The sequence below is a fragment of the Siminovitchia jepli genome (assembly GCF_047228825.1).
Lineage (GTDB): Bacteria > Bacillota > Bacilli > Bacillales > Bacillaceae_C > Siminovitchia.
The window spans coordinates 1-23,106 of the sequence record NZ_JBFEGN010000047.1 but is presented as its reverse complement, the minus strand read 5'-3'; the positions used below and the strand labels follow the sequence as shown (position 1 = coordinate 23,106).

General features: G+C 42.6%; 24 protein-coding genes. 10 read left to right on the top strand and 14 right to left on the bottom strand.

Translation table 11 applies throughout. From position 1 onward, the window contains the following. Positions 1-99: 99 nt before the first annotated feature. The 3 genes from AB1L08_RS14615 to AB1L08_RS14605 are packed head-to-tail and all read left to right on the top strand — an operon-like array spanning position 100 to position 3,823. Positions 100-2,379 carry a ribonucleoside-diphosphate reductase subunit alpha gene (locus tag AB1L08_RS14615; RefSeq protein ID WP_413065404.1) on the top strand — a complete coding sequence of 760 codons (2,280 nt, stop codon included), beginning with the start codon at positions 100-102 and terminating at the stop codon, positions 2,377-2,379. Beyond that, positions 2,364-2,816, top strand: coding sequence for a flavodoxin (locus AB1L08_RS14610; protein WP_413065403.1), 453 nt, complete (start codon positions 2,364-2,366; stop codon positions 2,814-2,816). Before AB1L08_RS14615 ends, AB1L08_RS14610 begins: the two co-directional genes overlap by 16 nt. Beyond that, a complete protein-coding gene (locus tag AB1L08_RS14605; protein ID WP_413065402.1) occupies positions 2,783-3,823 on the top strand; it encodes a ribonucleotide-diphosphate reductase subunit beta in 1,041 nt (346 codons plus the stop codon). Before AB1L08_RS14610 ends, AB1L08_RS14605 begins: the two co-directional genes overlap by 34 nt. A gap of 42 nt (positions 3,824-3,865) precedes the next feature. On the opposite strand, the gene AB1L08_RS14600 is transcribed toward AB1L08_RS14605, so the two are convergent. After that, entirely contained in the window at positions 3,866-4,021 is a 156-nt protein-coding gene (locus tag AB1L08_RS14600; protein WP_413065401.1) for a hypothetical protein, read from the bottom strand. Positions 4,022-4,510: 489 nt separating this feature from the next. Here AB1L08_RS14600 and AB1L08_RS14595 point away from each other — a divergent pair, with 489 nt between their 5' ends. Both AB1L08_RS14595 and AB1L08_RS14590 read left to right on the top strand, forming a co-directional pair. Next, the gene (locus tag AB1L08_RS14595) at positions 4,511-4,759 is read left to right on the top strand and encodes a hypothetical protein (protein ID WP_413065400.1); all 249 of its coding nucleotides are present in this window, start codon (positions 4,511-4,513) and stop codon (positions 4,757-4,759) included. Positions 4,760-4,840: 81 nt separating this feature from the next. Continuing rightward, positions 4,841-5,830 (top strand): S8 family peptidase, encoded by a 990-nt coding sequence (locus tag AB1L08_RS14590; protein ID WP_413065399.1) that lies wholly within the window; start codon positions 4,841-4,843, stop codon positions 5,828-5,830. Between the two features lie 163 nt (positions 5,831-5,993). Here AB1L08_RS14590 and AB1L08_RS14585 read toward each other — a convergent pair whose 3' ends face one another. After that, positions 5,994-6,194 carry a cold-shock protein gene (locus AB1L08_RS14585; protein WP_413065398.1) on the bottom strand — a complete coding sequence of 67 codons (201 nt, stop codon included), beginning with the start codon at positions 6,192-6,194 and terminating at the stop codon, positions 5,994-5,996. A 261-nt stretch (positions 6,195-6,455) separates the two neighbouring features. Beyond that, positions 6,456-7,289 (bottom strand): non-homologous end joining protein Ku, encoded by an 834-nt coding sequence (ku, locus tag AB1L08_RS14580; protein WP_413065397.1) that lies wholly within the window; start codon positions 7,287-7,289, stop codon positions 6,456-6,458. A 129-nt stretch (positions 7,290-7,418) separates the two neighbouring features. Here ku and AB1L08_RS14575 point away from each other — a divergent pair, with 129 nt between their 5' ends. After that, entirely contained in the window at positions 7,419-9,245 is a 1,827-nt protein-coding gene (locus AB1L08_RS14575; protein WP_413065413.1) for a DNA ligase D, read from the top strand. On the opposite strand, the gene AB1L08_RS14570 is transcribed toward AB1L08_RS14575, so the two are convergent. The 3 genes from AB1L08_RS14570 to AB1L08_RS14560 form a co-directional block, all read right to left on the bottom strand. Beyond that, entirely contained in the window at positions 9,232-9,972 is a 741-nt protein-coding gene (locus tag AB1L08_RS14570; RefSeq protein ID WP_413065396.1) for a hypothetical protein, read from the bottom strand. The genes AB1L08_RS14575 and AB1L08_RS14570 overlap by 14 nt on opposite strands. 60 nt (positions 9,973-10,032) lie before the next feature. Next, positions 10,033-10,968: an AEC family transporter gene (locus tag AB1L08_RS14565; RefSeq protein ID WP_413065395.1), complete on the bottom strand. Its 936-nt coding sequence runs from the start codon at positions 10,966-10,968 to the stop codon at positions 10,033-10,035. A gap of 106 nt (positions 10,969-11,074) precedes the next feature. After that, positions 11,075-11,404, bottom strand: a complete 330-nt coding sequence (locus AB1L08_RS14560) for a DUF4870 domain-containing protein (RefSeq protein ID WP_413065394.1) — start codon at positions 11,402-11,404, stop codon at positions 11,075-11,077. 133 nt (positions 11,405-11,537) lie between these two features. On the opposite strand from AB1L08_RS14560, the gene uptA reads away from it, so the two are divergent. Together uptA and AB1L08_RS14550 are read left to right on the top strand one after the other, a co-directional pair. Continuing rightward, positions 11,538-12,149, top strand: coding sequence for an undecaprenyl phosphate transporter UptA (uptA, locus tag AB1L08_RS14555; protein WP_413065393.1), 612 nt, complete (start codon positions 11,538-11,540; stop codon positions 12,147-12,149). Between the two features lie 240 nt (positions 12,150-12,389). Further along, positions 12,390-12,953 carry a GNAT family N-acetyltransferase gene (locus tag AB1L08_RS14550; protein WP_413065392.1) on the top strand — a complete coding sequence of 188 codons (564 nt, stop codon included), beginning with the start codon at positions 12,390-12,392 and terminating at the stop codon, positions 12,951-12,953. Between the two features lie 306 nt (positions 12,954-13,259). On the opposite strand, the gene AB1L08_RS14545 is transcribed toward AB1L08_RS14550, so the two are convergent. Then, entirely contained in the window at positions 13,260-13,412 is a 153-nt protein-coding gene (locus AB1L08_RS14545) for a DUF2639 domain-containing protein (protein ID WP_413065391.1), read from the bottom strand. 590 nt (positions 13,413-14,002) lie between these two features. Continuing rightward, on the bottom strand, positions 14,003-14,737 hold the full coding sequence (locus tag AB1L08_RS14540) for a CAP domain-containing protein (protein WP_413065390.1): 735 nt from the start codon (positions 14,735-14,737) through the stop codon (positions 14,003-14,005). 383 nt (positions 14,738-15,120) lie between these two features. Here AB1L08_RS14540 and AB1L08_RS14535 point away from each other — a divergent pair, with 383 nt between their 5' ends. Continuing rightward, complete coding sequence (locus AB1L08_RS14535) at positions 15,121-15,363, top strand: DNA alkylation repair protein (RefSeq protein WP_413065389.1); 243 nt, start codon at positions 15,121-15,123, stop codon at positions 15,361-15,363. A 31-nt stretch (positions 15,364-15,394) separates the two neighbouring features. Here AB1L08_RS14535 and AB1L08_RS14530 read toward each other — a convergent pair whose 3' ends face one another. The 5 genes from AB1L08_RS14530 to AB1L08_RS14510 all read right to left on the bottom strand — a co-directional run bounded on the left by AB1L08_RS14530 (position 15,395) and on the right by AB1L08_RS14510 (position 21,414). Continuing rightward, positions 15,395-16,987, bottom strand: a complete 1,593-nt coding sequence (locus tag AB1L08_RS14530; protein ID WP_413065388.1) for an MDR family MFS transporter — start codon at positions 16,985-16,987, stop codon at positions 15,395-15,397. 242 nt (positions 16,988-17,229) lie between these two features. Further along, complete coding sequence (locus tag AB1L08_RS14525) at positions 17,230-18,687, bottom strand: lmo1851 family serine protease (protein WP_413065412.1); 1,458 nt, start codon at positions 18,685-18,687, stop codon at positions 17,230-17,232. A gap of 158 nt (positions 18,688-18,845) precedes the next feature. After that, positions 18,846-19,646, bottom strand: coding sequence for a M15 family metallopeptidase (locus AB1L08_RS14520; protein ID WP_413065387.1), 801 nt, complete (start codon positions 19,644-19,646; stop codon positions 18,846-18,848). Between the two features lie 29 nt (positions 19,647-19,675). Beyond that, positions 19,676-20,386 (bottom strand): purine-nucleoside phosphorylase, encoded by a 711-nt coding sequence (deoD, locus tag AB1L08_RS14515; protein ID WP_413065386.1) that lies wholly within the window; start codon positions 20,384-20,386, stop codon positions 19,676-19,678. Between the two features lie 71 nt (positions 20,387-20,457). After that, entirely contained in the window at positions 20,458-21,414 is a 957-nt protein-coding gene (locus AB1L08_RS14510) for an NAD(P)H-dependent flavin oxidoreductase (protein ID WP_413065385.1), read from the bottom strand. Between the two features lie 70 nt (positions 21,415-21,484). Here AB1L08_RS14510 and AB1L08_RS14505 point away from each other — a divergent pair, with 70 nt between their 5' ends. Beyond that, entirely contained in the window at positions 21,485-21,997 is a 513-nt protein-coding gene (locus AB1L08_RS14505) for a gamma carbonic anhydrase family protein (RefSeq protein ID WP_413065384.1), read from the top strand. A gap of 41 nt (positions 21,998-22,038) precedes the next feature. On the opposite strand, the gene paaX is transcribed toward AB1L08_RS14505, so the two are convergent. Next, positions 22,039-22,920 (bottom strand): phenylacetic acid degradation operon negative regulatory protein PaaX, encoded by an 882-nt coding sequence (paaX, locus tag AB1L08_RS14500; protein ID WP_413065383.1) that lies wholly within the window; start codon positions 22,918-22,920, stop codon positions 22,039-22,041. Positions 22,921-23,106: the final 186 nt, after the last annotated feature.

The following is a 23,106-nucleotide window of genomic DNA, read 5'->3' as shown; positions in this document are numbered from 1 at the left end:
TGGAAACCGTCATTTTTCATGCACTTTTTCTCCTATCGTTTGATCCGCTCTTTCCCTGGAGCGGATTTTTATTTTAATAAATGAAGAAAAGGTGAGAACATGACAACCATCATTGCTGAAAAAGAATCTCAAAAGATGCCTTTTGACCGTAACAGATTATCCCGTTTTATTGAAAGGGTCACTGGCATGAACTGTCCCGCATACATCGACAAGGTTGTCCGGGTGATAGAATCAAAAGATGAATTTCATAAAGAGAACATTACGGCCCTCCTTATCCAAACCGCTTTGGAAAATACGGACGAAGCCAACCCGGAATGGACATACACTGCAGCAAAAATATACCTCGAAAACTTGTACAAACAGGCAAGCATCAACCGCTCCTATGATAAAAAACAAAAATACGGTGATTTCTATGAATTAATCAAACAACTGACTGATTTGGGGATTTACTCAACCGGTTTACTAGAAAAATACAGTGAGGAAGAGATTCGGGAACTGGCACAAATCATTGACCCCGACCGTGACTTGTTGTTCGACTACATAGGCTTGCATACATTGGCAACACGTTACCTTGCAACAGACCATGAAAAAAATGTATACGAACTTCCGCAGGAACGCTGGCTGGTCATCTCGATGCATGTAATGCAAGACGAAGCAAAAGAAAAAAGGAAAGAATGGGTCAAGGAAAGCTATTGGGCTTTGTCCAACTTGTATATGACTGTCGCCACTCCTACCCTTGCCAATGCCGGACTTGCACATGGTCAGCTTTCGAGCTGTTTTATCGATACGGTGGAAGATTCACTGATCGGCATTTATAACAGCAACACAGACGTGGCCAGACTTTCCAAAGACGGAGGGGGAATTGGTGTCTATTTGGGCAAAGTAAGAAGCCGCGGAAGCTCCATAAAAGGCTTTAAACGAGCATCATCCGGGGTCCTTCCCTGGATTAAGCAGTTGAACAATACAGCGGTCAGCGTGGACCAGCTTGGCAGAAGAAAAGGCGCTGTTGCCGTCTATCTTGATGTGTGGCATGCAGATATTCTCTCTTTTCTCGACCTGAAACTGAACAACGGCGACGACCGCCAGCGGGCACATGATATTTTTACGGGCGTATGTATTCCCGACCTCTTTATGGAGCAAGTGGAACAGCGCGGTGACTGGTATTTGTTTGACCCCCATGAAGTGAGACAAATCATGGGCTATTCGTTGGAAGATTTTTATGATGAAAAAAAAGGCTCCGGCACCTTTAGAAAAAAATACGAAGAATGCATTCAAAACGAGGCGTTGTCCAAAACGCGGGTCCCGGCTATTCAAATCATGATCAGAATCATGAAATCCCAGCTTGAAACAGGAACGCCGTTCATGTTTTACAGGGATGAAGCCAACCGCATGAATCCGAATAAGCATGCAGGGATGATTTATTCAAGTAATTTATGTACAGAAATTATGCAAAATATGTCCCCTACAGTCCAGTTTGACGAAACAGTTGATGGGGACACGATCGTTACGTATAAAAAACCCGGAGATTTTGTCGTTTGCAACCTTTCGTCCATTAATCTGGCCAAGGCTGTTCAAAAAATAGATGGTCCGCACGACATATTGGATCGGCTGATTCCCATCCAAATCCGAATGCTGGACAACGTCATTGATTTAAACACGATCGACGTCAAACAGGCTGCCATCACCAATCAAAAATACCGCGCCGTCGGCTTGGGAACGTTTGGCTGGCACCATCTGTTGGCTGTAAGCGGGATTGAGTGGGAGTCAAAAGCAGCCGTGGAGCTTGCAGACCAATTATACGAAAAGATTTCCCGGCTGGCCATTCAGGCGAGCATCGAGCTGGCAAAAGAAAAAGGCCCCTACCCTCTTTTTGAAGGCAGTGATTGGGAAACAGGAGAATATTTTCGTAAACGGGGCTATCTCGCCGGCGACAGATCGGAAAAGTGGGCAAATATAGCAGCGGAAGCCCGAACCTTCGGGTTAAGAAACGGCTATTTGATGGCTGTTGCACCCAATTCGAGCACATCTGTTATTGCAGGCTCAACAGCCAGCATCGATCCCATATTCAAACCGTTTTACCATGAAGAAAAAAAGGATTACAAATTGCCTGTAGTGGCGCCTGATTTAACCCATCATACGTACAACATATACCGAAAATCGGCCTACATCGTGGACCAGCGGTGGTCCATTCAACAAAATGCCGCAAGGCAGCGCCATGTCGATCAGTCCATTTCCTTTAATTTATATGTCCCAAACAACATTAAAGCACAGGTAATGCTAGACCTTCATCTGCAAGCTTGGGATTCGGGACTGAAAACGACTTATTATGTTCGATCAACAGCAGCCGACATTGAGGAATGTGTATGGTGCGAGTCTTGATTTGCTATGCCAGCTATAGCGGAAACACAGAAGAAACCGCGAAGATGATTCAAACTCGTTTGGATATGGAAGGATTTGAAACAGAAATGTACCGGATCGGAAAAGCCCCGATCCCGGATCCCTCCATGTTTCATGCCGTGGTCCTAGGATCTTTCACATGGGGAAAGGGCTCAACCCCCGGGATTGTAAAGGATTTTGTATATGAACTGGGTTGGAAACCGCCAAACGTATATGTATTTGGTACAGGAGATACACAATTTGGGGGCGATGAATTATTTTGCAAAGCAGCCGACAAGCTGGCGAAATTTTATCGTTCTCCTTTGGACCCCTTAAAAATAGAACAAAGCCCAAGAGGCTCCCAGGAAAACAATGTTAACAACTGGACGGAAGGAGTTATAAAGCATTGCCTAAACTTTTACAAAAAGCAGCGATTTTGAACCCTGTCAATCCGAATAAATCTACCGCCCTTTTCGGCGGAAAAGCGAGCGGAATATTAAACTGGAATGATCTTGCCTATCCCTACTTTTACGATTACCGGGAGCAAATCCGATCATTATTTTGGAGGGCCAGCGAAGTGGATATGACACAGGATGCCAAACAATTTCCGGCCCTTTCCAAACCTGAACAGGAGGCATTTCTAAAAATTATTGGACTGCTCGCCACGTTGGATGGCCCGCAAACGGATTTGGCGGCAAGAATTTCCCATTTTTCCACTGATCCATCCGTCAAATCCATTATGGCCACCATTGCGGATCAGGAAAGTGAACACAACCACAGCTATGCCTATGTTCTTTCATCCGTAACAACGCTTGATCGGCAAAATGAATCATTTGAAACCGGCAGAAAAGATAAAGTATTGATTAAAAGAAATGAACGGATCATGGACATTTATAATGAATTTGCGTTTGAACCTTCGATTCACAGCGTATTGAAGGCCATCGTGTACTCATCTTTGCTGGAAGGCTTGTTTTTCTATTCCGGGTTCGCATTTTTTTACAACCTTGCCAGACACCAAAAAATGGTTGGAACATCAACGATGATCTCTTACATTAACCGGGATGAACTTCAGCATGGCCGTTTTATGGGTGATTTATTCCGGGCTGTACTTGCAGAAAATCCTGAATACAACACGGCTGAATTTTGCAGCTGGGTATATGAACAGTTTCTTCACGCGGTTGAACAAGAAACAAGATGGAGCAGGTATGTTCTGGGCGGCATTGACGGTATCGACCTGGTTGAAATGGAAGGATATATTCAATATCGTGCCAATAAAGTGCTGAAGTTATTGGGACTAAGCGAAATTTTCCCGGACTATACGGAAAATCCGATGAAATGGATACGGGCGTATGTAGATAATTTTGATGGAACGAAAACGGACTTTTTTGAACAAAAGTCCCGCCAATATACGAAAACAAGCGATTTAAACGGGTTTGACGAACTTTAAAATCTGCGGCCATACCGAAGTGAATCGGTATGGCCGTTCATTTCAGCTCGGGTCGACTTCATCGTACGATAAATGGGTTACACTCGTATATTCGCCCTTTTTGATTTCTTTCCTGGAGGCATTTTTATTCAAATCTTCACGAACATCCATGCCGGGGGCGATGGTTGGTTTATTTTTTTTCGATCCTTTTTTTGTCATTTTATTCCCTCCTGACCCTATTATTATGGATCTCCAAACAAGAAAAATTCTTGAAATACCTATAATGGAAGCAAAGGATAAATGTGCCAAAAGCCCCATTTTATTCAAAAACCGTTTCAAAGCTTGCCAAATGGGTAAATAAACACAAATACCAATGAAAGGATGATCCGCCATGTCCTGAAAGAAAAAGCGCAATATGAATATTCATATTTAATCCATCCGCACAGGCCCCGTAGTCATCTCCGTCCTTTTTGTGAAATTGGTTTTTTGGCAAAGTCGCTGTCACTGCGCCCGGTCGATTGGCAACCAATTTTGAAAAAGTGTATCGTTCATTTCCGGTAGGCTTATTCCCACCTTAAGATTTGCCGAACGTGTCCATTCCCTTCGTTTGCTTGAATTGAATATGCCGTTACCCGTTCTTGTTTATGGTGGCGATCAAAAAACATACAACTATGTGATGATTCCATCCTCTTGAAGGGAGGGATGGCTGTGAAAAAATTTAAAGCGTGGGCAGTTAGAAATGATTGGTGGCTGCCTTGGATTGGTGTTTCTGCCACAGTAATGGGGCTGCTGATCCCGGACTCCGTTATAAAGGGCCAACTGTTCATCATCCTTAAGATCCTTAAACAATATTGGCTGCAAATGGGATTGATTGGTTGGGGAATATTTTTACACTCGGAAATACGAAAACTCAAAAAGAATGCAAACAACAATCATTCGGCAAATAAAATCAGTTGATTTTTCCCTTGATTTCACTACAGACAGGTGAACCATTTTCAGAAAATGGCAAATGATCATACATTCAAGGAGGTCAAAATCATGAGTCATTTTATGTATGGAATCCCCATCAATATGTTGGAACAGAAAAAAATCGTCAATATCGTGCCCAAAGGCGTTGAATTGATCCAGGCTCCGGAAATTTGGCAAGAAACAAAGGGAGAAGGCATCACTATCGCCGTTTTGGACACAGGCTGTGATGTCAATCATCCCGATTTAAAGGACAGGATCATCGGGGGAAGAAATTTTACGGATGATGATGGCGGTCATCCCGAGATCATCCAAGACTATAATGGCCACGGCACTCATGTCGCCGGAACGATTGCGGCAAGTGAAAACAATGAAGGGATTGTTGGAGTTGCGCCCGAATCCCATTTGCTCATCGGCAAAGTGCTCAACAAAAACGGCGCGGGTCAATATGACTGGATCATCAAAGGTATACAATATGCGGTTGAACAAAAAGTGGACATCATTTCGATGTCTTTGGGAGGGCCGGTTGATCATCCCGAATTACACGCGGCAATCAGGGAGGCTGTCAGGAAAAATGTCCTCGTTGTGTGTGCAGCCGGCAATGAAGGTGACGGCGAAGATTCAACCGATGAGTATGCCTACCCGGGGCGTTACAATGAAGTCATTTGCGTGGGGGCGATTAACTATGACCGCCGCTATCCCGATTTTACAAACTCCCATGATGAAATTGATTTGGTGGCTCCCGGAGTGGAAATTTTATCTACCCATCTAAACGGGCAATATGCGATCCTAAGCGGTACTTCGATGGCAGCCCCTCATGTATCCGGCGCACTGGCCCTGATTAAAGTTGCAGCCAACAAACGTTTTGAAAGGCAGCTGTCAGAAAGTGAATTATACGCCCAATTAATCAAACGGACCGTTCCGTTGGGGTTTTCCGCAAAAATCGAGGGGAATGGCGTCGTATATTTAACGGCACCGGAGCGGCTGGCGAAAATATTTGATGAAGAATATAAAGAAAAGCTCATCCAAGCTTGCTTAGCGGGCGGAGTCGTGAATGTTTAAAAAACAAAAGCAAGCTGTATACCAACTTGCGACTGAAGTGCCTCCGTCGGATCTGGAGGCAGCCTAATATTTTGCAATACCCTGAAACACAAATAAAAATACGCAAAGAAATCAAATTTCTTTGCGTATTTTTGAGGGGTGCCGGATGATCCGTTTATTTTATTTATGCTTTCACAACGTTTTCGGCTTGCGGTCCGCGTTGTCCTTCAACAATTTCAAATTCAACGTGTTGGCCTTCTTCCAGTGTTTTGAATCCATCTTCCTGGATTGCGCTGAAATGTACAAATACGTCGTTACCGCCTTCCACTTCAATAAAACCGAATCCTTTTTCGCTGTTAAACCATTTAACTGTACCTGTTGCCATGTAGATAAAACCTCCAAAAATTTTTTAATATGTTACTAAATATTTACCATGTAAATAAAAACTTCACATATTATAATGAATACCCACTTTTTGGAGTAGATATTCATTATAACATGTGAATGTGAACTCCAATATTTGGCACTTAAATAAAATAATCCTTTTGTTCCTCTTCATCATACAGGAATAAATATAAAAAAGCAAGAAATGGGGGAAGAATTTTTTCGCCCATTTCCATCCTTTTTCGACACTTTCCCGAAGCATTCATTTCGTTTCCGCTGTTTTGGCCGCTGGTTTCCTTTTTTTGGCAGGCTGTTTTTTCCCTTTCGGTTTTGTTCGGTCGATCGAAGCCTGCAAGGCAGCCATCAAATCATTCATTTCAGTTGCAGGAGCTTTTTCTTTTACGGTGACAAGTTCTTTTCCTGTTCTCTTCGCCTCAATAAGCTCCAACACCTTTAAACGGTAGTCGTCTCGATATTGATCGGGCCGGAATGTTGTTGTCAATTGATCAATCAGCATGATCGCAGTGTCAATTTCTTTTTTTGAAACATGATCGGAACTTGGTATGTTCGGTACTTCTGATGCCTTCCTGACTTCATCCGGATAGTGGATTGTTTCCATTAACAAAATATTTTCAAACACACGTATAACCGCCAATTGTTCTTTCGAACGGATCATAATTTTCGCAATCCCCACTTTTTCGGATTCCAGCAATGCTTTTCTCAAAAGACCATATGCTTTTCCTCCCCCATCCGGAGACATATAGTAGCTTTTGTTAAAATAAATCGGGTCTATTTCCTGCAGCTTGATAAAATCAATAATTTCAACAGCTTTTTCTTCACTGCCGGCCTTTAACTCCTTCAATTCATCTTCCTCTACAACGACAAACTTTCCTTTTGCCACCTCATAGCCCTTTACAATCTCTTTCGCTTCCACCTCCTGTTTGCAGGAAGGGCAAATCTTTTCGTATTTTATCGGGGTATGGCATTTTTCGTGCAAAGAACGAAATTTGATGTCTTTATCCTCAGTGGCAGCATGTAATTTAACAGGGATATTTACAAGGCCGAAGCTGATGCTGCCTTTCCACATCGTATGCATGAGTCTCACCTTCAGTGCGTTGTTTGTTTCCTTTAGTTTGATAAAAACGCTCATAAGAATGCACAAAAACTTTTGGTAAATGCTGTACAGTTGGGCAAAATACTTCGGGAAAGGTGTGGTTTGATGAAGATGAAACCGATGCTTCCCACTTTGTCTTTCGATTGTCCCCGCCACGGACAATGGCGGTATGAAATAAAATATGACGGCTACAGGGCTATTTTGGAGTGGAATCATGACGACATTCATCTTTGGAGCAGAAACGGAAAAGATTTACTTCCCCAGTTTCCGGAAATTCGCCACTTTCTCCTGACAAACGCCGGCTTGTTTTCAGGTGCATTTCCCCTCATGCTCGATGGTGAACTGGTCATCTTGGCAAACCCTTACAAGGCGAATTTTCAAAAACTGCAAAAAAGGGGAAGAATGAGCTCCAGGGAAAAGATCAGACATGAAGCCAAAACATGGCCCTGCCGTTACCTCGTGTTTGATGTTCTTGTCTTAAAAGGCGAAGACATGACGACATACCCGTATACCGAAAGAAAAGTAAAGCTGGAGAACTTTTTTAACAACGCAAAATGGCCTTTATTTCCCAGTCCGGGTAATGAACACTTATGCCAGTATGTTCCTGCCTTTCGTTCGCTGGAAGATGCCATCCAAACAGCAAGAGATTACGACAGCGAAGGCATCGTGGCCAAAGAGCTGCAAAGCCTTTGGGAAGCGGGAAAAAGAACGGAATCATGGCTGAAAATAAAAAACTGGAAAACGGTCTCCTGCTTTATTACAGCAATGGACGAACAAAACAACTACTTTTTTGTCGGGGTATGGAAAGGTGACGCCATATTTCCCCTTGGCCAATTTCTTTTTAATTTGGATCCCCAGACGAAAACAGCTCTTATTACGACCATCCGGCAAAATTATGACCGCCGGGAGGGAACAAAACTATTTGTAAAGCCCGGCATTTGCCTCGATCTGTATTATTTGGAATGGGCCGACGGATTGCGCGAACCCCATTTTAAAGAGCTGCGTTTTGACTTGCAACCGGAAGATTGTACATATGAACAGTTTCTCTTTGATGAAGCATCATTTCCAAGAGAAGTGCCCATTACCCATCCCGATAAACTGCTGTGGGAAACAAACGGGATCACGAAACTGGACTATATCCGTTATTTAAGAAAAGTTTCCCCTCTCATGCTCCCTTTTTTGGAAAAAAGGGCATTAACGGTTATCAGGGCACCGCATGGAATTTTCGGCGAATTTTTTTACCAAAAACATAAGCCCGATTCATCGCCTGACTTTATTGAATCCTGTTTGATCGATGATATTGATTATATTGTTTGCAACGATTTAAAGACGCTCGTATGGCTTGGCAATCAGCTTGCCATTGAGTTTCATATCCCTTTTCATACGATCGAAACCAGCTTTGTCAGTGAAATTGTCTTTGATCTCGATCCGCCTGACCGTTCGAAATTCCATTTGGCTGTACAGGCAGCAGCTTTGTTAAAAAACATATTGGACGAATTCAGCCTTTACTCCTTCGTCAAACTGTCGGGAAATAAAGGCCTGCAAGTATATGTCCCTTTGCCGGAAAATCAATTTACATGGGACGACACACGGATGTTTACATCTTTTATTGCCGATTTTCTTGTTCAATACGATCCCGATTCTTTTACAATCGAAAGATTAAAGAAAAACCGCGGGGAGCGGCTTTATGTTGATTTTATACAGCATGCGGCGGGCAAGACAATCATCGCCCCCTATTCCATGCGTAAAAACAAATCCGGGCTCATAGCTGCTCCTCTTTATTGGGAAGAGTTGACAGATGGGCTTGTCCCCGATTACTTTACATTACCAACAGTCCTGGAAAGAATCCAACAGATGGAAGATCCGTTTGCCCATTTTTTTGCCTGTAAAGAAAAGCAGCCTTTTCACGAAGCACTCCAACGGCTTAAAAAAGGGTAATCAAACAAAGGCACAGTGCCCTTTCTTCCAAAGTTAATTGCTCATTGATCTTTAACTGCGGGGTGTTTGGGTGGAAAAATTGCTGCCAACTAACAGGCATTAACCCTTTTTTGATTGTCATGACTGCTTTTCCATTTTTATAAAGGATCCGATCCGAGTAAAGTTTTTTTAATTCATAGCAATCGGGGCCTATCATAAAATTTGTTCGCTTTGATTGCTGTTTATTTGCCTTTACATTCAACGTCTTATCGCCTAAAAAAAATACAACATCATTCTGATTGACATACATGTACCAAGGATGGCTGTTTCCATGTTCATGAACTTTAAAAATGTGCCCTTTGCCACCTAAAGAAAGCTGACGCAAACGTTCCCGCCTTTCCTTTCCTTTCAGTGAAAGGATCGACCATCTTCGTATTCCTTCGGAAGAATACGCCTCGACAATCGTTTGGGAATTATGTGAAGGAATTAATAAATACGTGTTTCCATTTAAAGATTTTGCACCGTGAACCAATGCAAATGAAACGGCATTTTTTTTAAAGGTAAAATACACGCAGCGAAAAAAATAGGAAACCATGAAAAGAAAAACGGCCACTCCCGCCATATTGGCCAGGAAAAAATCCGTTCTTTTTATATTTGGCAGGATGACGACTATAAAGACTACCGCAAACAGGACGGTCTGCTGTAAATAAAGCTTTGACATAAACGAATAATGGTCCTTAATGTTCATCGCTTTCCCCCTGTATCAGGAGCTTCAATACATTATACGAGGAGGGCATCGTTTCCATGCCTAATATAAAAAAACGAACGCCAAGTAAAGGACAGGAATGGTCATTATTGATAATACGGTTGATATAAAGACACCGAGCGAAGCATAGTTGGCATCAGCACCGTATTTGTAGGAAAAAAGGGACATTGTGGGAGCGGATGGCATGCCGGATATCAATGCGGCAATCACGAGCAAAGGGGACGGCACCTGCAAAAAAATAAACGGAAATAGCAGGAAAGGAATAACAAGCAGCCTTGCAATGGCTGATATCCATAATGTTGAAGTTGTTAACGCCTGAATGACGCTGTTGATCTTTATTTCGGCAAGCAGGCTGCCTATCATGATCATCGACAGCGGGATGGTCATTTTCCCGATGGTTTCCAATGTATTGGCTAAAATGACGGGCATGGTGAAAGGAAAAAACATAAAGATCAGGCCTGCGATTGTCGCAACAATTCCCGGATTCAAAACAATCTCCCGCCAACGAATTTTCACGCTTTCTTTGGCAAAGATCCATATCCCGTAAGTCCATATGAAAATGAAATAACCTATATTAAAGATCGTTGCGTATACCACTCCTTTTTCTCCAAACAGGATAAAGCAAACGGCATAGCCGATAAATCCTTGATTTCCAAAAATGATCAGCCCTTCATAAACGCTTTTTTTGTTATCCGGCAGGCCGGAACGCTTTTTCATCCAGGCAGCCAGCAGGCAGCTTGCGAAAAGGATATAAACAGACATGGAAACCAGCCATGAAAATTCTGCCAGCAAATCAATCTGAAAAGGAATATTCAGGGAATATAAAATCAAAGCGGGCAACGTGACATATAAAAGAAGCTGTGTGTATACCTCCGTGGCGTTCTTGCCGATGACGTTTCTTTTTCTGCAAACAAACCCTATGGACGCAATGAAAAAAAGCATGCTCATTTCCTGTAAAAAATGAATGATTGCATTCACCCGGATCCCCCCTCCCCTTTTACTTTATGAAAAAAATCATTTTCTGACTTATATAAAACAAAAAAGCCTTCAATTCTCCTGCATGGAATTGAAGGCTTCACCAGTCTTACTTTAAAATCCTGAAAACGAGCGGGATCCGATAAATTTCACCACTATATGCCTTTACTGCACCGATGATCGTAAATACGACGGCAAGTAAGCCTAGAATGGGCAACAGGACGAATCCGATCAAAACGATCATCAGAATATACGCCACAATACCGTAGACTGAATAGGAAATAAAGAAGTTTAAATACTCTTTTCCATGAAAATCGACGAAAGCCGATTCATCTTTTTTAAGCAGCCATATGATCAGCGGTCCAATCAGTGCTGAAAAAAAGCTGGTCACATATATGGCGGTTGCCAGCACTCTTTCATTGTTCGAAACTGTATCCATTATGATACCCCCTATCTTTACACCTTGATACTTTTACGTATATCCCTATTTAAAAGTTTCATCCTTATGATAATTTTTTTTGGACAGGCATAGGATATAGTAGCGATTCGACGGGACGGGGTGGATAAGCCAGATGTCAAACGGGTGGGCTGTGGAACTGTTGGAATTTCTCGGACAATACGGGGTTGCGGGTATTGCAATCGGACTGATGATTGAGGTGATTCCAAGCGAGATTGTTCTTGGATACGGCGGCTATTTGGTGTCAGCGGGGAAAATATCGTTTTTATCGGCTTTGATTGCCGGAATGTTTGGTGGAACGATGGCCCAGCTTTTTTTATACTGGCTTGGCATTTACGGAGGCCGCCCCTTTTTTGACCGGTACGGGAAATATTTACTCATCCGGCCGAAACATTTGGATGCAGCGGAAAGATGGTTTCACCGCCATGGAACGATCGTCATTTTCACTGCCCGTTTTATTCCGGTCATCAGGCATGCGATCTCCATACCGGCAGGTATCGCGAAAATGCCATTTTACCAATTTACGGTTTATACAATGGCCGCAATGATTCCGTGGACCATTCTATTTCTATTCATCGGCATGGAGCTCGGCGCCTATTGGGAACAAATTGGAAAAGTGGCCGGGGCCTACCTGAAACCGATTATCATCATTGCTTTAAGTGGTTTGCTTGCATACTTTCTACTAAAACGCTTCATTGTAAAATATGTGTCGAAAAAGAGAAAATAATTTATAAATAAAATGCATATTTACTATATCCAAATAAAAAATTTTTTTGTATGATATGGTTAGAAAATCAAAATTAAATACAGCTCATAATTGAGGGAAGGCAAATGGTGCGCCACCAGTCCTGTTTCTTGGCTGGTCTTAGTGGGTTCGATTCCCACCCCGAAATTTTTTATGCAACTTTTAAAAAATTTCGAGGGCAGGATCGGACACCACACCTGCCCTGGGCAGGAGGGGTTCAAAATGCTCAAGAAACGTGAAGTAAACGGGCATGAATGCAGAACTTTGTTTGATTTGATGACGCATCCCGATGTCTTCCCTTATGTTCGTCAAAAAGCGTTTTCCTATGATGAATACGTCTTTTTGACAAAGCAGACAATTGAAGCAGAAGAACGGGGAGAATTGGTTTCCAGAACGATACTTGATGAATGGGAAAATCCGATCGGAACTATTAATTTATATGATATTGATTCAAAAGCCGGTTTTTTGGGCACCTGGATTGGCAAGCCATTTCATGGAAAAGGATATAATAATAGCGCCAAGGATGCCTTTTTCAAAGAATTATTTTTCGAACAGGATATTGAAACGGTTTATATGAGAATCAGGAAAGAAAACATCCGATCCAAAAAGGCTGCCGAAAAGCTGCCATATGCCCTGCAGGTAAATGAAACGAAGCTGGACGTCTTTCAAAAGCTGAATGCCGATGGGTATATTTATGACCTTTACGAAGTGCCAAAAGATTTATATATGATGAACTTGATGAGACATTCTTTGCAAGAGGAAGAAACACAGCCGTTGGAAGCTTAAAAAGGCTACATGGCAGTCAGGAAATACTAAACGTTTTAACGGCTTCAGCCCTGTATTGAAGCAGGCTGAAGCCGTTTATTTTACTTTTTGAAGCTCTTCAAACTCGCGCTCTTAAAATATCAGTCTATTCAAAGTTTGATATACTAATTGAAGCAAGCATGATACGAGGTTACTCGAAGAAGCGGCTTTTCTGCGATAAGTCAACATCGGTTGATAAGTCACCGCGTTTCCTTTACCTTGCCGGAGACACTCCAGTTGTACGCCGACAAACAGGACTCGCGCTTTGTTCCTGCCGGCAGGGCAAGTTTAAGATTGATCATCCCCGATTAGCGTGTTATAGAGATTTCTAAGTTCATGCGTTTTGTACAGCTCCAATTTTTTTCGCTTTTCCGGATGATAACGGATTCCTTTTTCTTTCAATCTGGCAATAAACCATCCTTTTGAAAAACGGTACGCCATCACCATCTCCCCCTTTTATGCGTGTCAAATAATATATGCTCGCCGAAGAAGAATGTTTCGGGGGATTCCGCGCAGCTGCATGTGTTATAAATAAATATTCCAAATAGCGTTTTAATACGAAATGGGAAGCTCTGTTTTCTTTGAGCTTCCCTTTTTGTTTTACATGGGTACACTTTCATCAAAATCAGTTTGAAATTTGCTGGAAACAATCTTCACATATGAAACTTCCTTCGTTTTTCAAATACGCTTTTATTTCAGTCATCCCTTTACGCTTCGGATAATGCATTTTTATAAAAACAACCTCGCCGCCCTTGATTTCTTTACCACATATAGAACACTTAGGCTTTTCTCCGAACAGTTATATCACCCCTTGCATCTTATTACGAATTAGGTTCATAAAAGTTCCTTTAAAAGATGAATATCAAATGCTATTTTGTGATTTTGAAAGACGAAAGCTATCACACGTTTCTGTCGTCTCAAATACTGTTAATAGAAACTCTTTCATATTTTCTACTTTCATTGCTTCGGCTATCTATATACAAAAGAACGAACCGGTTCTTACCGGTTCGTTCTTTTTGAAAGGACTTTATTTATTTTCCAATAAATTGCTGGGTCCAGTAGTTGCCATTTTCAACATGGCCTACACCAATATGAGTATAGCTGCTGTTTAAAATGTTTTCGCGGTGGCCTTGGCTGTTCATCCAGGCTTGTACGACTTCCTGTGGCGTACGCTGTCCCATGGCAATGTTTTCACCCGCTGAACGGTAGCTGATGCCGAATTTTTTCATCATGTCAAACGGAGAGCCGTATGTCGGGCTGTTATGATCGAAATAGTTGTTGGCAGCCATGTCTTTTGATTTTTCACGAGCCACTTTGCTCAATTCCAAATCAACCTTCAGGGGAGCCAAACCATTTTTTGATCTTTCTGCATTCGTCAAATCTACTACTTGCTGTTCGTAAGCACTCAATTTATAACCATTTTGCTCAGTTGGTTTTTGTTCTTCTTGTTTGCCAGGTTGTTTTTCTGGTGCTGGTGCCGGGTCAGCCGGTGCTGGTGCCGGGTTAGTTGGTGCAGGTGCAGGCTTTTTTACTTGCTCCTTTTCGGCTGGTTGTTTTTCTTTCGGAGTTTTTTCCCATGGCTTGTATTTATAAATGAATGGCTTGCACCAATCATTCATATTTGAAAAATCACCAGTTTGGTAGTAATAATACACCTTTACATGTTGTTGTCCTGAATTCTGCTGTGCGGCATCCGCTTTTCCTCCTGCCAGAGGGGATGCCATCAATGCAACTGCAGCTGCAGCTGATACGACGAGCTTTTTCATTGCTGTTTTCCTCCTTGTTTTCTTTTTCTGGTTTTATATTAACATGGGATTTTTGTAATATTTCAGGGAGGAATTGCCATGAACACCATCTGCTCCAACGGAAATTCTGCAATATGCATCAAATCTTTATAAGACAACTTTTTCTCAGTTTCTCGTTTATATGAAATTTTCCATTTGCCGTATACTAAAACCAAAAACTACTAAAATATGACGGTTGACAAATCCGGAAAAGAGGGTTCTTTGTTACATTTGTTACATCGTTATGTCGAATGTGACCGTTATTTTATTCATCTATACCTTGGGCCCTGGCGATTTCATAAATCATTCACAGAGGTATAAAACTCCTTTCTTCGGTTATTCTAAAAAAAATAAAGGAGGTTCCAATGAGTACGAAATATCGCTGTCCAAGTTGTAAAACAAATCGTTCCAGGTTCAACATTATTGAACAAGTTGTCCAGGCGGTAAAACTGGATCCGCAAACAGGAGATATTATCGAAAAATATGAAAATGAAGCTGACGCAGGCCCATTGCATACTATTTACAATGGGCCTGAAAGAAGGATCCAATGTGGGATTTGCGGATTGATTGAAGAAGAAAAGATATTTGCAAAATATGGTGAACAATGACCCGTTTTGTTCACAAGCGGGTCATTGTTTTTTAGCGTTCTCTTGAAGGGCGGGCAGGCTGGTTTGAAGTCCGCAACGGAATTTCTTTTAAGAAAAATGCCGTTAACAGCGCCGCGCAAAGGATGATGATTGTGTCAATCATAAATACGTGTGTCAGCCCATAGTCCAAAGCTTCACGCACCGAAACAACCAATTGGCCGACGGGCTGTTTATACTCGGGCGGAATGGAAACAAGCAGTTTTGATAAGCGGCTGTGATCCATTAATATTTGCGGGTCTTGTATTTGCAAAATCTTTTTTCTCAGACCGGATGGCATGTTCAGGGGTCCCAAAGAAAGCTTTGCGCCTGAAGCAAGATGGGCCTTCATGGAATAATTTAAAAATGTGCCCATGATCGCTACTCCAATCGTCCCTCCCATTTGCCTGAACAATTGTGCTGAGGCCGTGGCAACACCAAGGTAGTCATGCGATACCGCATTTTGAATGGTCAGCATAAAAATCGGGAACGCAATTCCAAGCCCAATCCCCACAATGATCAAATTCGATATAACCCTTAAGCCGGAAGCATCAAAACTCAAGATGGATAATAAAAAAGTTCCGCCCCCCATTATAAATAATCCTGACAAGGCAAACAATTTATATTTCCCTGTCTTAGTAATCAACTGGCCGATGATCGCGCTGGCCGCAACCATGCTTAATGTCATGGACATCATGAACATGCCGGATTTTGTTGCGGAAGCACCCATAACCCCCTGGATAAACATCGGCATATACATGATTGTTCCAAACATGCCGGCGCCAAGCAAAAAGCCCAAAAAGTTGGAAATTGTAAAAACGCCATTTTTAAATAAATGAAGGGGCAAAACGGGATTTTTAACCTTTCTTTCCACTATCATGAAGCAAACGAAAAAGATGGCCGTTCCAGCCAACAACGAGATGATCGGGACGGAACCCCATCCGTACTCATTTCCTCCCCAGGTAAATGCGAGTAAAAGCGGTATGATCGTCAAAGTGATCAGAATCGATCCCATGTAATCTACAGCCTGAGGAACACCCCGCTGCCAATATGGAAACAGCTTCCAGATCATAAGGAAAGCAACGGCTCCAAAAGGAAGGAACACCCAAAAAATCCAATGCCAATCGGAGTGATCGACAATCCATCCCCCGAAAGTCGGTCCCAGTACACTTGACAGCCCAAATACACTGCTCATAATTCCCTGCCATTTTCCGCGCTCCCGCGGTGAAAACAAATCACCTACTACAGTAAAGGCGGTAGACATGATCATACCGGCACCAAATCCCTGAATCCCTCTATATATAATAAGCTGTATAATCGTATTCGAAAATCCGCACATCATCGAACCGACCGAAAAAACGCCTATCCCAATCAATATAAACGGCTTCCTTCCGTACAGATCGGATAATTTACCGACAAGAACAGCCGTGACAGAACTTGCCAGCATAAAGATGGTAAACACCCAACTGTATAAATGCATTCCGCCCAAATCAGAAATAATTTTCGGCAATGCTGTCCCAATAATGGTTTGATTCAAAGAAGCGAATAACATGGCAGACATAATGGCCAGCATGATAAACCGTTTTTTTCTGTCGCTTAAATTCTCCACAGGAGCATCCTCCCCGTCCCGAAAGCTTTTTTACCCATTCATATTTAGGTATACGAAATATTTATAATAATTTTTTACTATATACGGAAATTTCCTGCGGGTCAATTAGAAAAGACCGATCACGCTTTTGTTGTCGGGGAAATATGCATCCAGCACGCCGTATTTTCAGCTAAAGGCAGCCGGGTCAACATCATATAAAAAAACTCCACTCTGATGGTGGAGTTCTTTTTCGTAAAACATCTTTATTTTGTTTGCAGCACTTTTACCGCTTTTTTCAGCTGGGGATCGTTTTTCTGAAGATGTTCCTGGATTTTCGTCATTAAAGCAACGGTTGTTTCCCCGGTTAGTACACCTGTTACCTTTAAGTCGTTTTGTTTTTGAAATTCCATTACGGCCTCTTTCGTATCCGAATCAAAATACGAATCAACTTTGCCGGGTTTGTATCCCAATTCCTTCAAGATTTGTTCGGCTGTTTTTACGTCGGATGAGGCTGAGTCCTCTTTCAATTCCTTTTCAGGATTTATATAAGGCAGGGTGGCATAATCCGGCAAGGAGACAGGATAGTCTGGCTCAATCCCTTTTTCATTGATCCAATTTCCTTTTGGAGTCAGCCATTTTGCCATCGTATATTTAAGATTGGCTCCATCCTGGAATTTTTCAGTCGTTTGTACAGTTCCTTTTCCAAAACTTGTTTTTCCAACCAATGGAATGTTGGCAGATTCGCTGGCTGCTGCAGCCAGTATTTCGGCTGCGCTGGCACTCCCTTCATCAATTAATATGACCGTTGGAACCGAAATCTTTTTGCCTTCCTCTGCGACGTATTTTTCAACTTGTCCATCTTTATATGCCACTTGGAACAGCGTTTTGCCTTCCGGCACAAACATATTTGAAATGTCGATTGCCTGCTCCATCAGACCGCCGGGATTTTTTCTTAAATCAAGGATCAAACCTTTCATATCTTTCTCTTCCATCTCTTTTAAAGCATCTTCCAAATCTTTATCCGTATGGGTAGAGAAACTTGTGATTTGAATTTTCGCAATCCCGTCTTCAAGCATTTCCGAATAAACAGTATTGATGGGGATCTCATCCCGTGTGATCGTCATTTTGATCGGATCTTCCTTATCTTGACGAATGATGGACAATGTTACTTTCGTCCCTTTTTTTCCGCGGATCAAAAGAACTGCTTCGTTGGCGCTCATGCCTTTTACGCTCTTTCCATCGACCTCAACAATTTTATCGTTTGGTTTCAGCCCGGCTTTTTCGGCGGGAGAACCTTTAATCGGGGAAACGACGACGATATCCCCGTTTAATTCCTGGATTTCCGCACCAACGCCTTCAAAAGATGATGTAATACTATCTTCGAACATCTTGCTTTCTTCTTTGGTCATATAATCGGAATATGGATCATCCAGTGACTTTACCATTCCGTCAATGGCCCCGTCGATCAAATCGTCTTCGTTTATATCTGCAAAATAGCCTTTTTTAATTTGGTCGTACGCTTTGTACAGCTTATTAAATTCTTTCCGTTCCTGCATGACCACATTTGCGGCTTTGTCATCACCAAAGGAGAGGGCAAAAATTGTAGTGCCGGCCGTTAAAAATACGATCAGGAAAATGATCATGACGAATTTGAACTTTTTTATTTGGATAAAACCGCCGTTTTGCGGGGTTTCATTTACCTGGTTTTGGTCTTCTTTCAACGATCTCACCACTTTCGTATCCTGGGGCTTCCATCTTAAGCCATCTGCATACCAGCTACTTTATTTTATCAATTTTCATCCCGCCACGTAAAGAGACTTCATGCCCGATGGCATTTAAACCAAAAAAAACGCCTTTTAAAAAGGCAAATGAAAAAACATTACATTTTTGATACATGGTCAAAATATTCTTCCAATGTCCAGTTGTGTTTAAAAATTACCTCGGATGCTTTTTTGCCTACATATCTGAAGTGCCACGGCTCATAGCTGAACCCGGTTATATTTTCTTTTCCTTTCGGATAACGGAGGATGAAACCATATAAATGAGCATTGTTTTTAAGCCATTGTCCTTCCTCCATGTCTCCAAATTCCTCCGATAAGGCAAATTGGACCGATTCACTCGTTATATCCATGGCAAGGCCGGTTTGATGTTCGCTGTTTCCCGGAATGGCCACAACTTCAGAAGCCTTCTCTTCTCCCGCTTGAACTATTTCATTTTCAAAAAGGGCTTGTTGGCGGCCGTATGAACGATATCCGGAAGAGGCATATAATTGAATGCCGTCCTTCGCTGCAGCCTGAAACATTTGTTCCAACGCATTTGCAGCTTCTTTTCGCAAATAGCTTTTTTCGATATCTTGATCTCCAAATGCAAACGCCACTTTGGGACGGACTAAATCTTCCGGTTCATAATCACCCGGCAAACCATATATCTTGTTGACGAGTACGAGCATATTATCGGGATTGGCAATTTCTTTTTTTCCTTTTACTTCCACAATTTCATTGAAATGAGCTGCTTCTAGTGTCAAGTCCGGATCACTGGGCTTTTGCCCACTTGATTGATCTGCCTGACTGGCAGGCTGTTCTCCATTTGAAGTCGAATTGCCGTTCTTCCCTTGCAGAACGTTCCAATCGCATCCGGCAAGCAAAACCGTCACAGCCAGGATGCTTACATATTTTTTCATAAAAAACCTCACTTCTTTGCAAGTGCATTTCAACTGGGGTTATGGACACATGAGTCCAATGCAACTTCCATCATATCATGAAATGTTGTTTGCCTCTCTTCAGGCGTTGTCAATTCACCTGTTAATATGTGATCACTGACCGTCAGAATGGATAAGGCTTTTCTTCCGAATTTCGCAGCAAGCGTATACAGTGCGGCTGTTTCCATTTCGATCGCAAGTATGCCGTAGCGTGCCCATTTTTCATGGTCGGCGTTATCATTATAAAACATGTCGGCCGTAAAAACGCTGCCCACTTTTATATTCAAGCCCTTCCCGATCCCCGTATCATAAGCTTTTTTCAATAAATCAAACGATGCGGTAGGGGCGTAATCAATTCCTCCGAAGGTAAGCCTGTTGATTTGCGAATCGGTTGAGGCGGACATGGCCAAAATGACGTCACGCAACTGTACATCTTTTTGGATGGCTCCGCATGTTCCGACCCTGATCAAGTTTTGTACACCGTAGCTCTCCATCAGCTCATGAATATAAATGGAAATGGAAGGAACGCCCATCCCGGTTCCTTGTACCGATATTTTTTTCCCTTTATATTCACCGGTAAAACCAAGCATGTTGCGGACTTCGTTGTAACAATGCACATTTTCAAGGAACGTTTCCGCAATATGCTTGGCCCGCAGCGGATCACCGGGCAAAAGAACCGTTTCGGCTATTTCATTTGACTTGGCAGCAATATGTATGCTCATACTCTTCCCTAACCCCCTTATCTAAAAACAATCAATCCCATTTTAAAGGTTTCAAACCTTACATGCAAATCTCAATCAAATCTGAAATTTTCCGCAATCTTGCTGATTTGCAATCTTGCATCTCTCATCATTGATTCTATTAATTGTTTTACAGACGGAACATCGTCAATTAATCCGGCCACTTGGCCGCTGTTGACATACCCATGTTGAAAATCTCCATCAATCGCTCCCTTAATGTGATAGGTTTCGGACGTTTTCTGTTGGAATTCTCTAAATGTCATCCCTCTTTGTTCAAGATCGGCAAGTCCCTCGGCATACTCTCCTTTTAAAACTCTTCTGACTCTGCCATAGGGTCTGCCCAAAACGATTGTATCCTCACCGTTGGCCTTTAATAGTTTTTCTTTGTAGGTTTGATGGAAAGGAGCTTCCGCGGTTGCGATCAACCTGGTCCCGATCTGGACGCCGCTGGCGCCGAGCATGAGTGCTGCAGCCAGGCCTTTGCCATCGCCAATCCCCCCTGCAGCAAAGACGGGAATTTTTACTTTTTTTACAATTTGCGGTATGAGAGTGAACGTGGTTAATTCCAGGGATGAGTTGATGCCTGCCGCCTCATAGCCTTCAGCTACAAGTATGTCTGCGCCCGCCTTTTCTGCTTTTTTTGCATGGAGCACGGAAGCAACAACCACAATGATCCGAATGCCATTTTGCTTGAGTATGGGAATATACGGAGCCGGATTCCCCGCGGACAAAGTAACAGCGGAAACCTGATGTTTTATCGCCAGACGGATGATGTCATCCACATATTCAGATACGGTCAGTGCGATATTTAACGCAAACGGCTGTGCGGTCCTTTTTTTCGTTTCCATGATGATCTGTTCGATGGCACCGGGGGCCATTGTGCCGCAGCCGATTGTCCCCAGCCCGCCCGCGTTGGAGACGGCGGCGACCAGGATAGCATTGCTGATGTTTCCCATGCCTCCTTGAATAATTGGATATTTAATCGACAATATCTCACATGCTTGTTTCAATTTTCAGCACCTTCCTTAAAATAGCGTTATAATAGAATGGAACAGATTTCTTGCTATGGAGGGAAAAAAGATGAAAATCAATTATCATCAACATAGTCCTAAGGTCGATCCATCCGTCTTTATTGCGCCGGGAGCGTATCTCATCGGTGATGTGACGGTCGGGGAAGAGTCGACCATCTGGTTTAATGCTGTCTTGCGCGGTGATGAGGGCCCGATACATATAGGAGCAAGATGCAGCATACAAGATAATTCCACCATTCATATGTATGAGGGTTGTCCTGCCATCATTGAAGATGAAGTGACGGTCGGCCATAACGTGATTTTGCATGGGTGTAAAATTGGGAAACGCTCCATTATCGGCATGGGATCCACCATTTTGGATGATGTTGAAATTGGCGAAGAATGCATCATCGGCGCCAATACCTTAATTCCTTCGGGCAAAAAAATTCCACCGAGATCCCTTGTTGTGGGCTCACCCGGCAAGGTGATGCGGAGTTTGAATGATAAAGATTTGGAACTGATTCAATTATCGATCGATACGTATGTCCAAAAAGGAAAAGAATACCAATCACTCATAAAATAACACGATTGTCACCGCCCAAGTTTGATAAGGCGGTGACTTTATTAGTTTACAATGTAAGGATGATCATTGACGTCGTACGATTTGTCTTTCTTTCGCAAATCATTTCCTTTTTCAAACACACTTTCAAAAAAATCGCTGGCAGGGTTCGCCAACAACTGATAGTATTGCCGGAACAGCAAAGCCGCATGGTTCCCGTTCCACCTTGGGGGCAGCAGCTCCTTTGGCAAACCGGGGTCAATGAATAAAAATTTTCTGTATTCGTGGACAAGCTTCGTGCGCTCCACAAAGCAGTCGGCATTGGACATATGCCCTTCATGAATCAGGCTTTGGTGGACGATAAACTGTTTGCCATACGTTGTGATGAACGCTTCATATTTTTCTTCTATCTCTTCCAAAGGCCAGCTTCGTCCGACAAGCTGGATGTTGTCCTGCGGCCCGAGATAATCGGCGACGAAAAAGTCGACAAACTCTTCAATATCATATTTTTCAATCAAAAGCTTAACTTCTTTTTCAAGATTATTCGGAGAGATCCAGCAGCTATGCGTAAAACTTCCAAAGCCGCTCCAAAGCAGCTCCTTTCGTAAATCATCCCTGATTTGCCGCTTTTCTTCAGGAATCGAATACATGAGCATGCGCCATTTTCCGTCCCATTCATGGGGATCCAGCTTAAATATCCTCCGCCCGGCCTCATCCATTCGGTTTACCCCTCGCGGGGTTAGAAAATAATAACTTTTATTCCCTTTTCTTTCAGATTGAAGCCAACCCTGTTTGACCATTCTGGAAACGGCGACTCTTACCGCCTGTTCATTATGCCCAAACTCTTTCAACAAACGAATCAGGCTGCCAATCCAAATTTTATTTCCATAATGACGAATATAATCGCCATATATCGTAAAAATCATTGACTGTGTATTAAAACCCATGAATTTGTCACTCATTTCATCAGCAAAAATCGTTACTTAAGGTCATTATACCACGGCACCCGCCTTGAAATCATTCGACAGCGATTGAGCAGGACTGAATCGAGTAGGAGGGGTGACTAGCCCCCGACCTCTCACGCCACCGTACGTACCGTTCAGTATACGGCGGTTCAATTAAGATGAATAACG

What these genes read in the sequence shown, in the direction of transcription:
- AB1L08_RS14615 (WP_413065404.1), top strand. Translation starts at nt 100, where the DNA reads ATGACAACCATCATTGCTGAAAAAGAATCTCAAAAGATGCCTTTTGAC.
- AB1L08_RS14610 (WP_413065403.1), top strand. Translation starts at nt 2,364, where the DNA reads ATGGTGCGAGTCTTGATTTGCTATGCCAGCTATAGCGGAAACACAGAA.
- AB1L08_RS14600 (WP_413065401.1), bottom strand. Translation starts at nt 4,021, where the DNA reads ATGACAAAAAAAGGATCGAAAAAAAATAAACCAACCATCGCCCCCGGC.
- AB1L08_RS14590 (WP_413065399.1), top strand. Translation starts at nt 4,841, where the DNA reads ATGAGTCATTTTATGTATGGAATCCCCATCAATATGTTGGAACAGAAA.
- AB1L08_RS14585 (WP_413065398.1), bottom strand. Translation starts at nt 6,194, where the DNA reads ATGGCAACAGGTACAGTTAAATGGTTTAACAGCGAAAAAGGATTCGGT.
- ku (WP_413065397.1), bottom strand. Translation starts at nt 7,289, where the DNA reads ATGCATACGATGTGGAAAGGCAGCATCAGCTTCGGCCTTGTAAATATC.
- AB1L08_RS14575 (WP_413065413.1), top strand. Translation starts at nt 7,419, where the DNA reads ATGAAACCGATGCTTCCCACTTTGTCTTTCGATTGTCCCCGCCACGGA.
- AB1L08_RS14570 (WP_413065396.1), bottom strand. Translation starts at nt 9,972, where the DNA reads ATGAACATTAAGGACCATTATTCGTTTATGTCAAAGCTTTATTTACAG.
- AB1L08_RS14560 (WP_413065394.1), bottom strand. Translation starts at nt 11,404, where the DNA reads ATGGATACAGTTTCGAACAATGAAAGAGTGCTGGCAACCGCCATATAT.
- uptA (WP_413065393.1), top strand. Translation starts at nt 11,538, where the DNA reads ATGTCAAACGGGTGGGCTGTGGAACTGTTGGAATTTCTCGGACAATAC.
- AB1L08_RS14550 (WP_413065392.1), top strand. Translation starts at nt 12,390, where the DNA reads ATGCTCAAGAAACGTGAAGTAAACGGGCATGAATGCAGAACTTTGTTT.
- AB1L08_RS14545 (WP_413065391.1), bottom strand. Translation starts at nt 13,412, where the DNA reads ATGGCGTACCGTTTTTCAAAAGGATGGTTTATTGCCAGATTGAAAGAA.
- AB1L08_RS14540 (WP_413065390.1), bottom strand. Translation starts at nt 14,737, where the DNA reads ATGAAAAAGCTCGTCGTATCAGCTGCAGCTGCAGTTGCATTGATGGCA.
- AB1L08_RS14535 (WP_413065389.1), top strand. Translation starts at nt 15,121, where the DNA reads ATGAGTACGAAATATCGCTGTCCAAGTTGTAAAACAAATCGTTCCAGG.
- AB1L08_RS14520 (WP_413065387.1), bottom strand. Translation starts at nt 19,646, where the DNA reads ATGAAAAAATATGTAAGCATCCTGGCTGTGACGGTTTTGCTTGCCGGA.
- deoD (WP_413065386.1), bottom strand. Translation starts at nt 20,386, where the DNA reads ATGAGCATACATATTGCTGCCAAGTCAAATGAAATAGCCGAAACGGTT.
- AB1L08_RS14505 (WP_413065384.1), top strand. Translation starts at nt 21,485, where the DNA reads ATGAAAATCAATTATCATCAACATAGTCCTAAGGTCGATCCATCCGTC.
- paaX (WP_413065383.1), bottom strand. Translation starts at nt 22,920, where the DNA reads ATGGGTTTTAATACACAGTCAATGATTTTTACGATATATGGCGATTAT.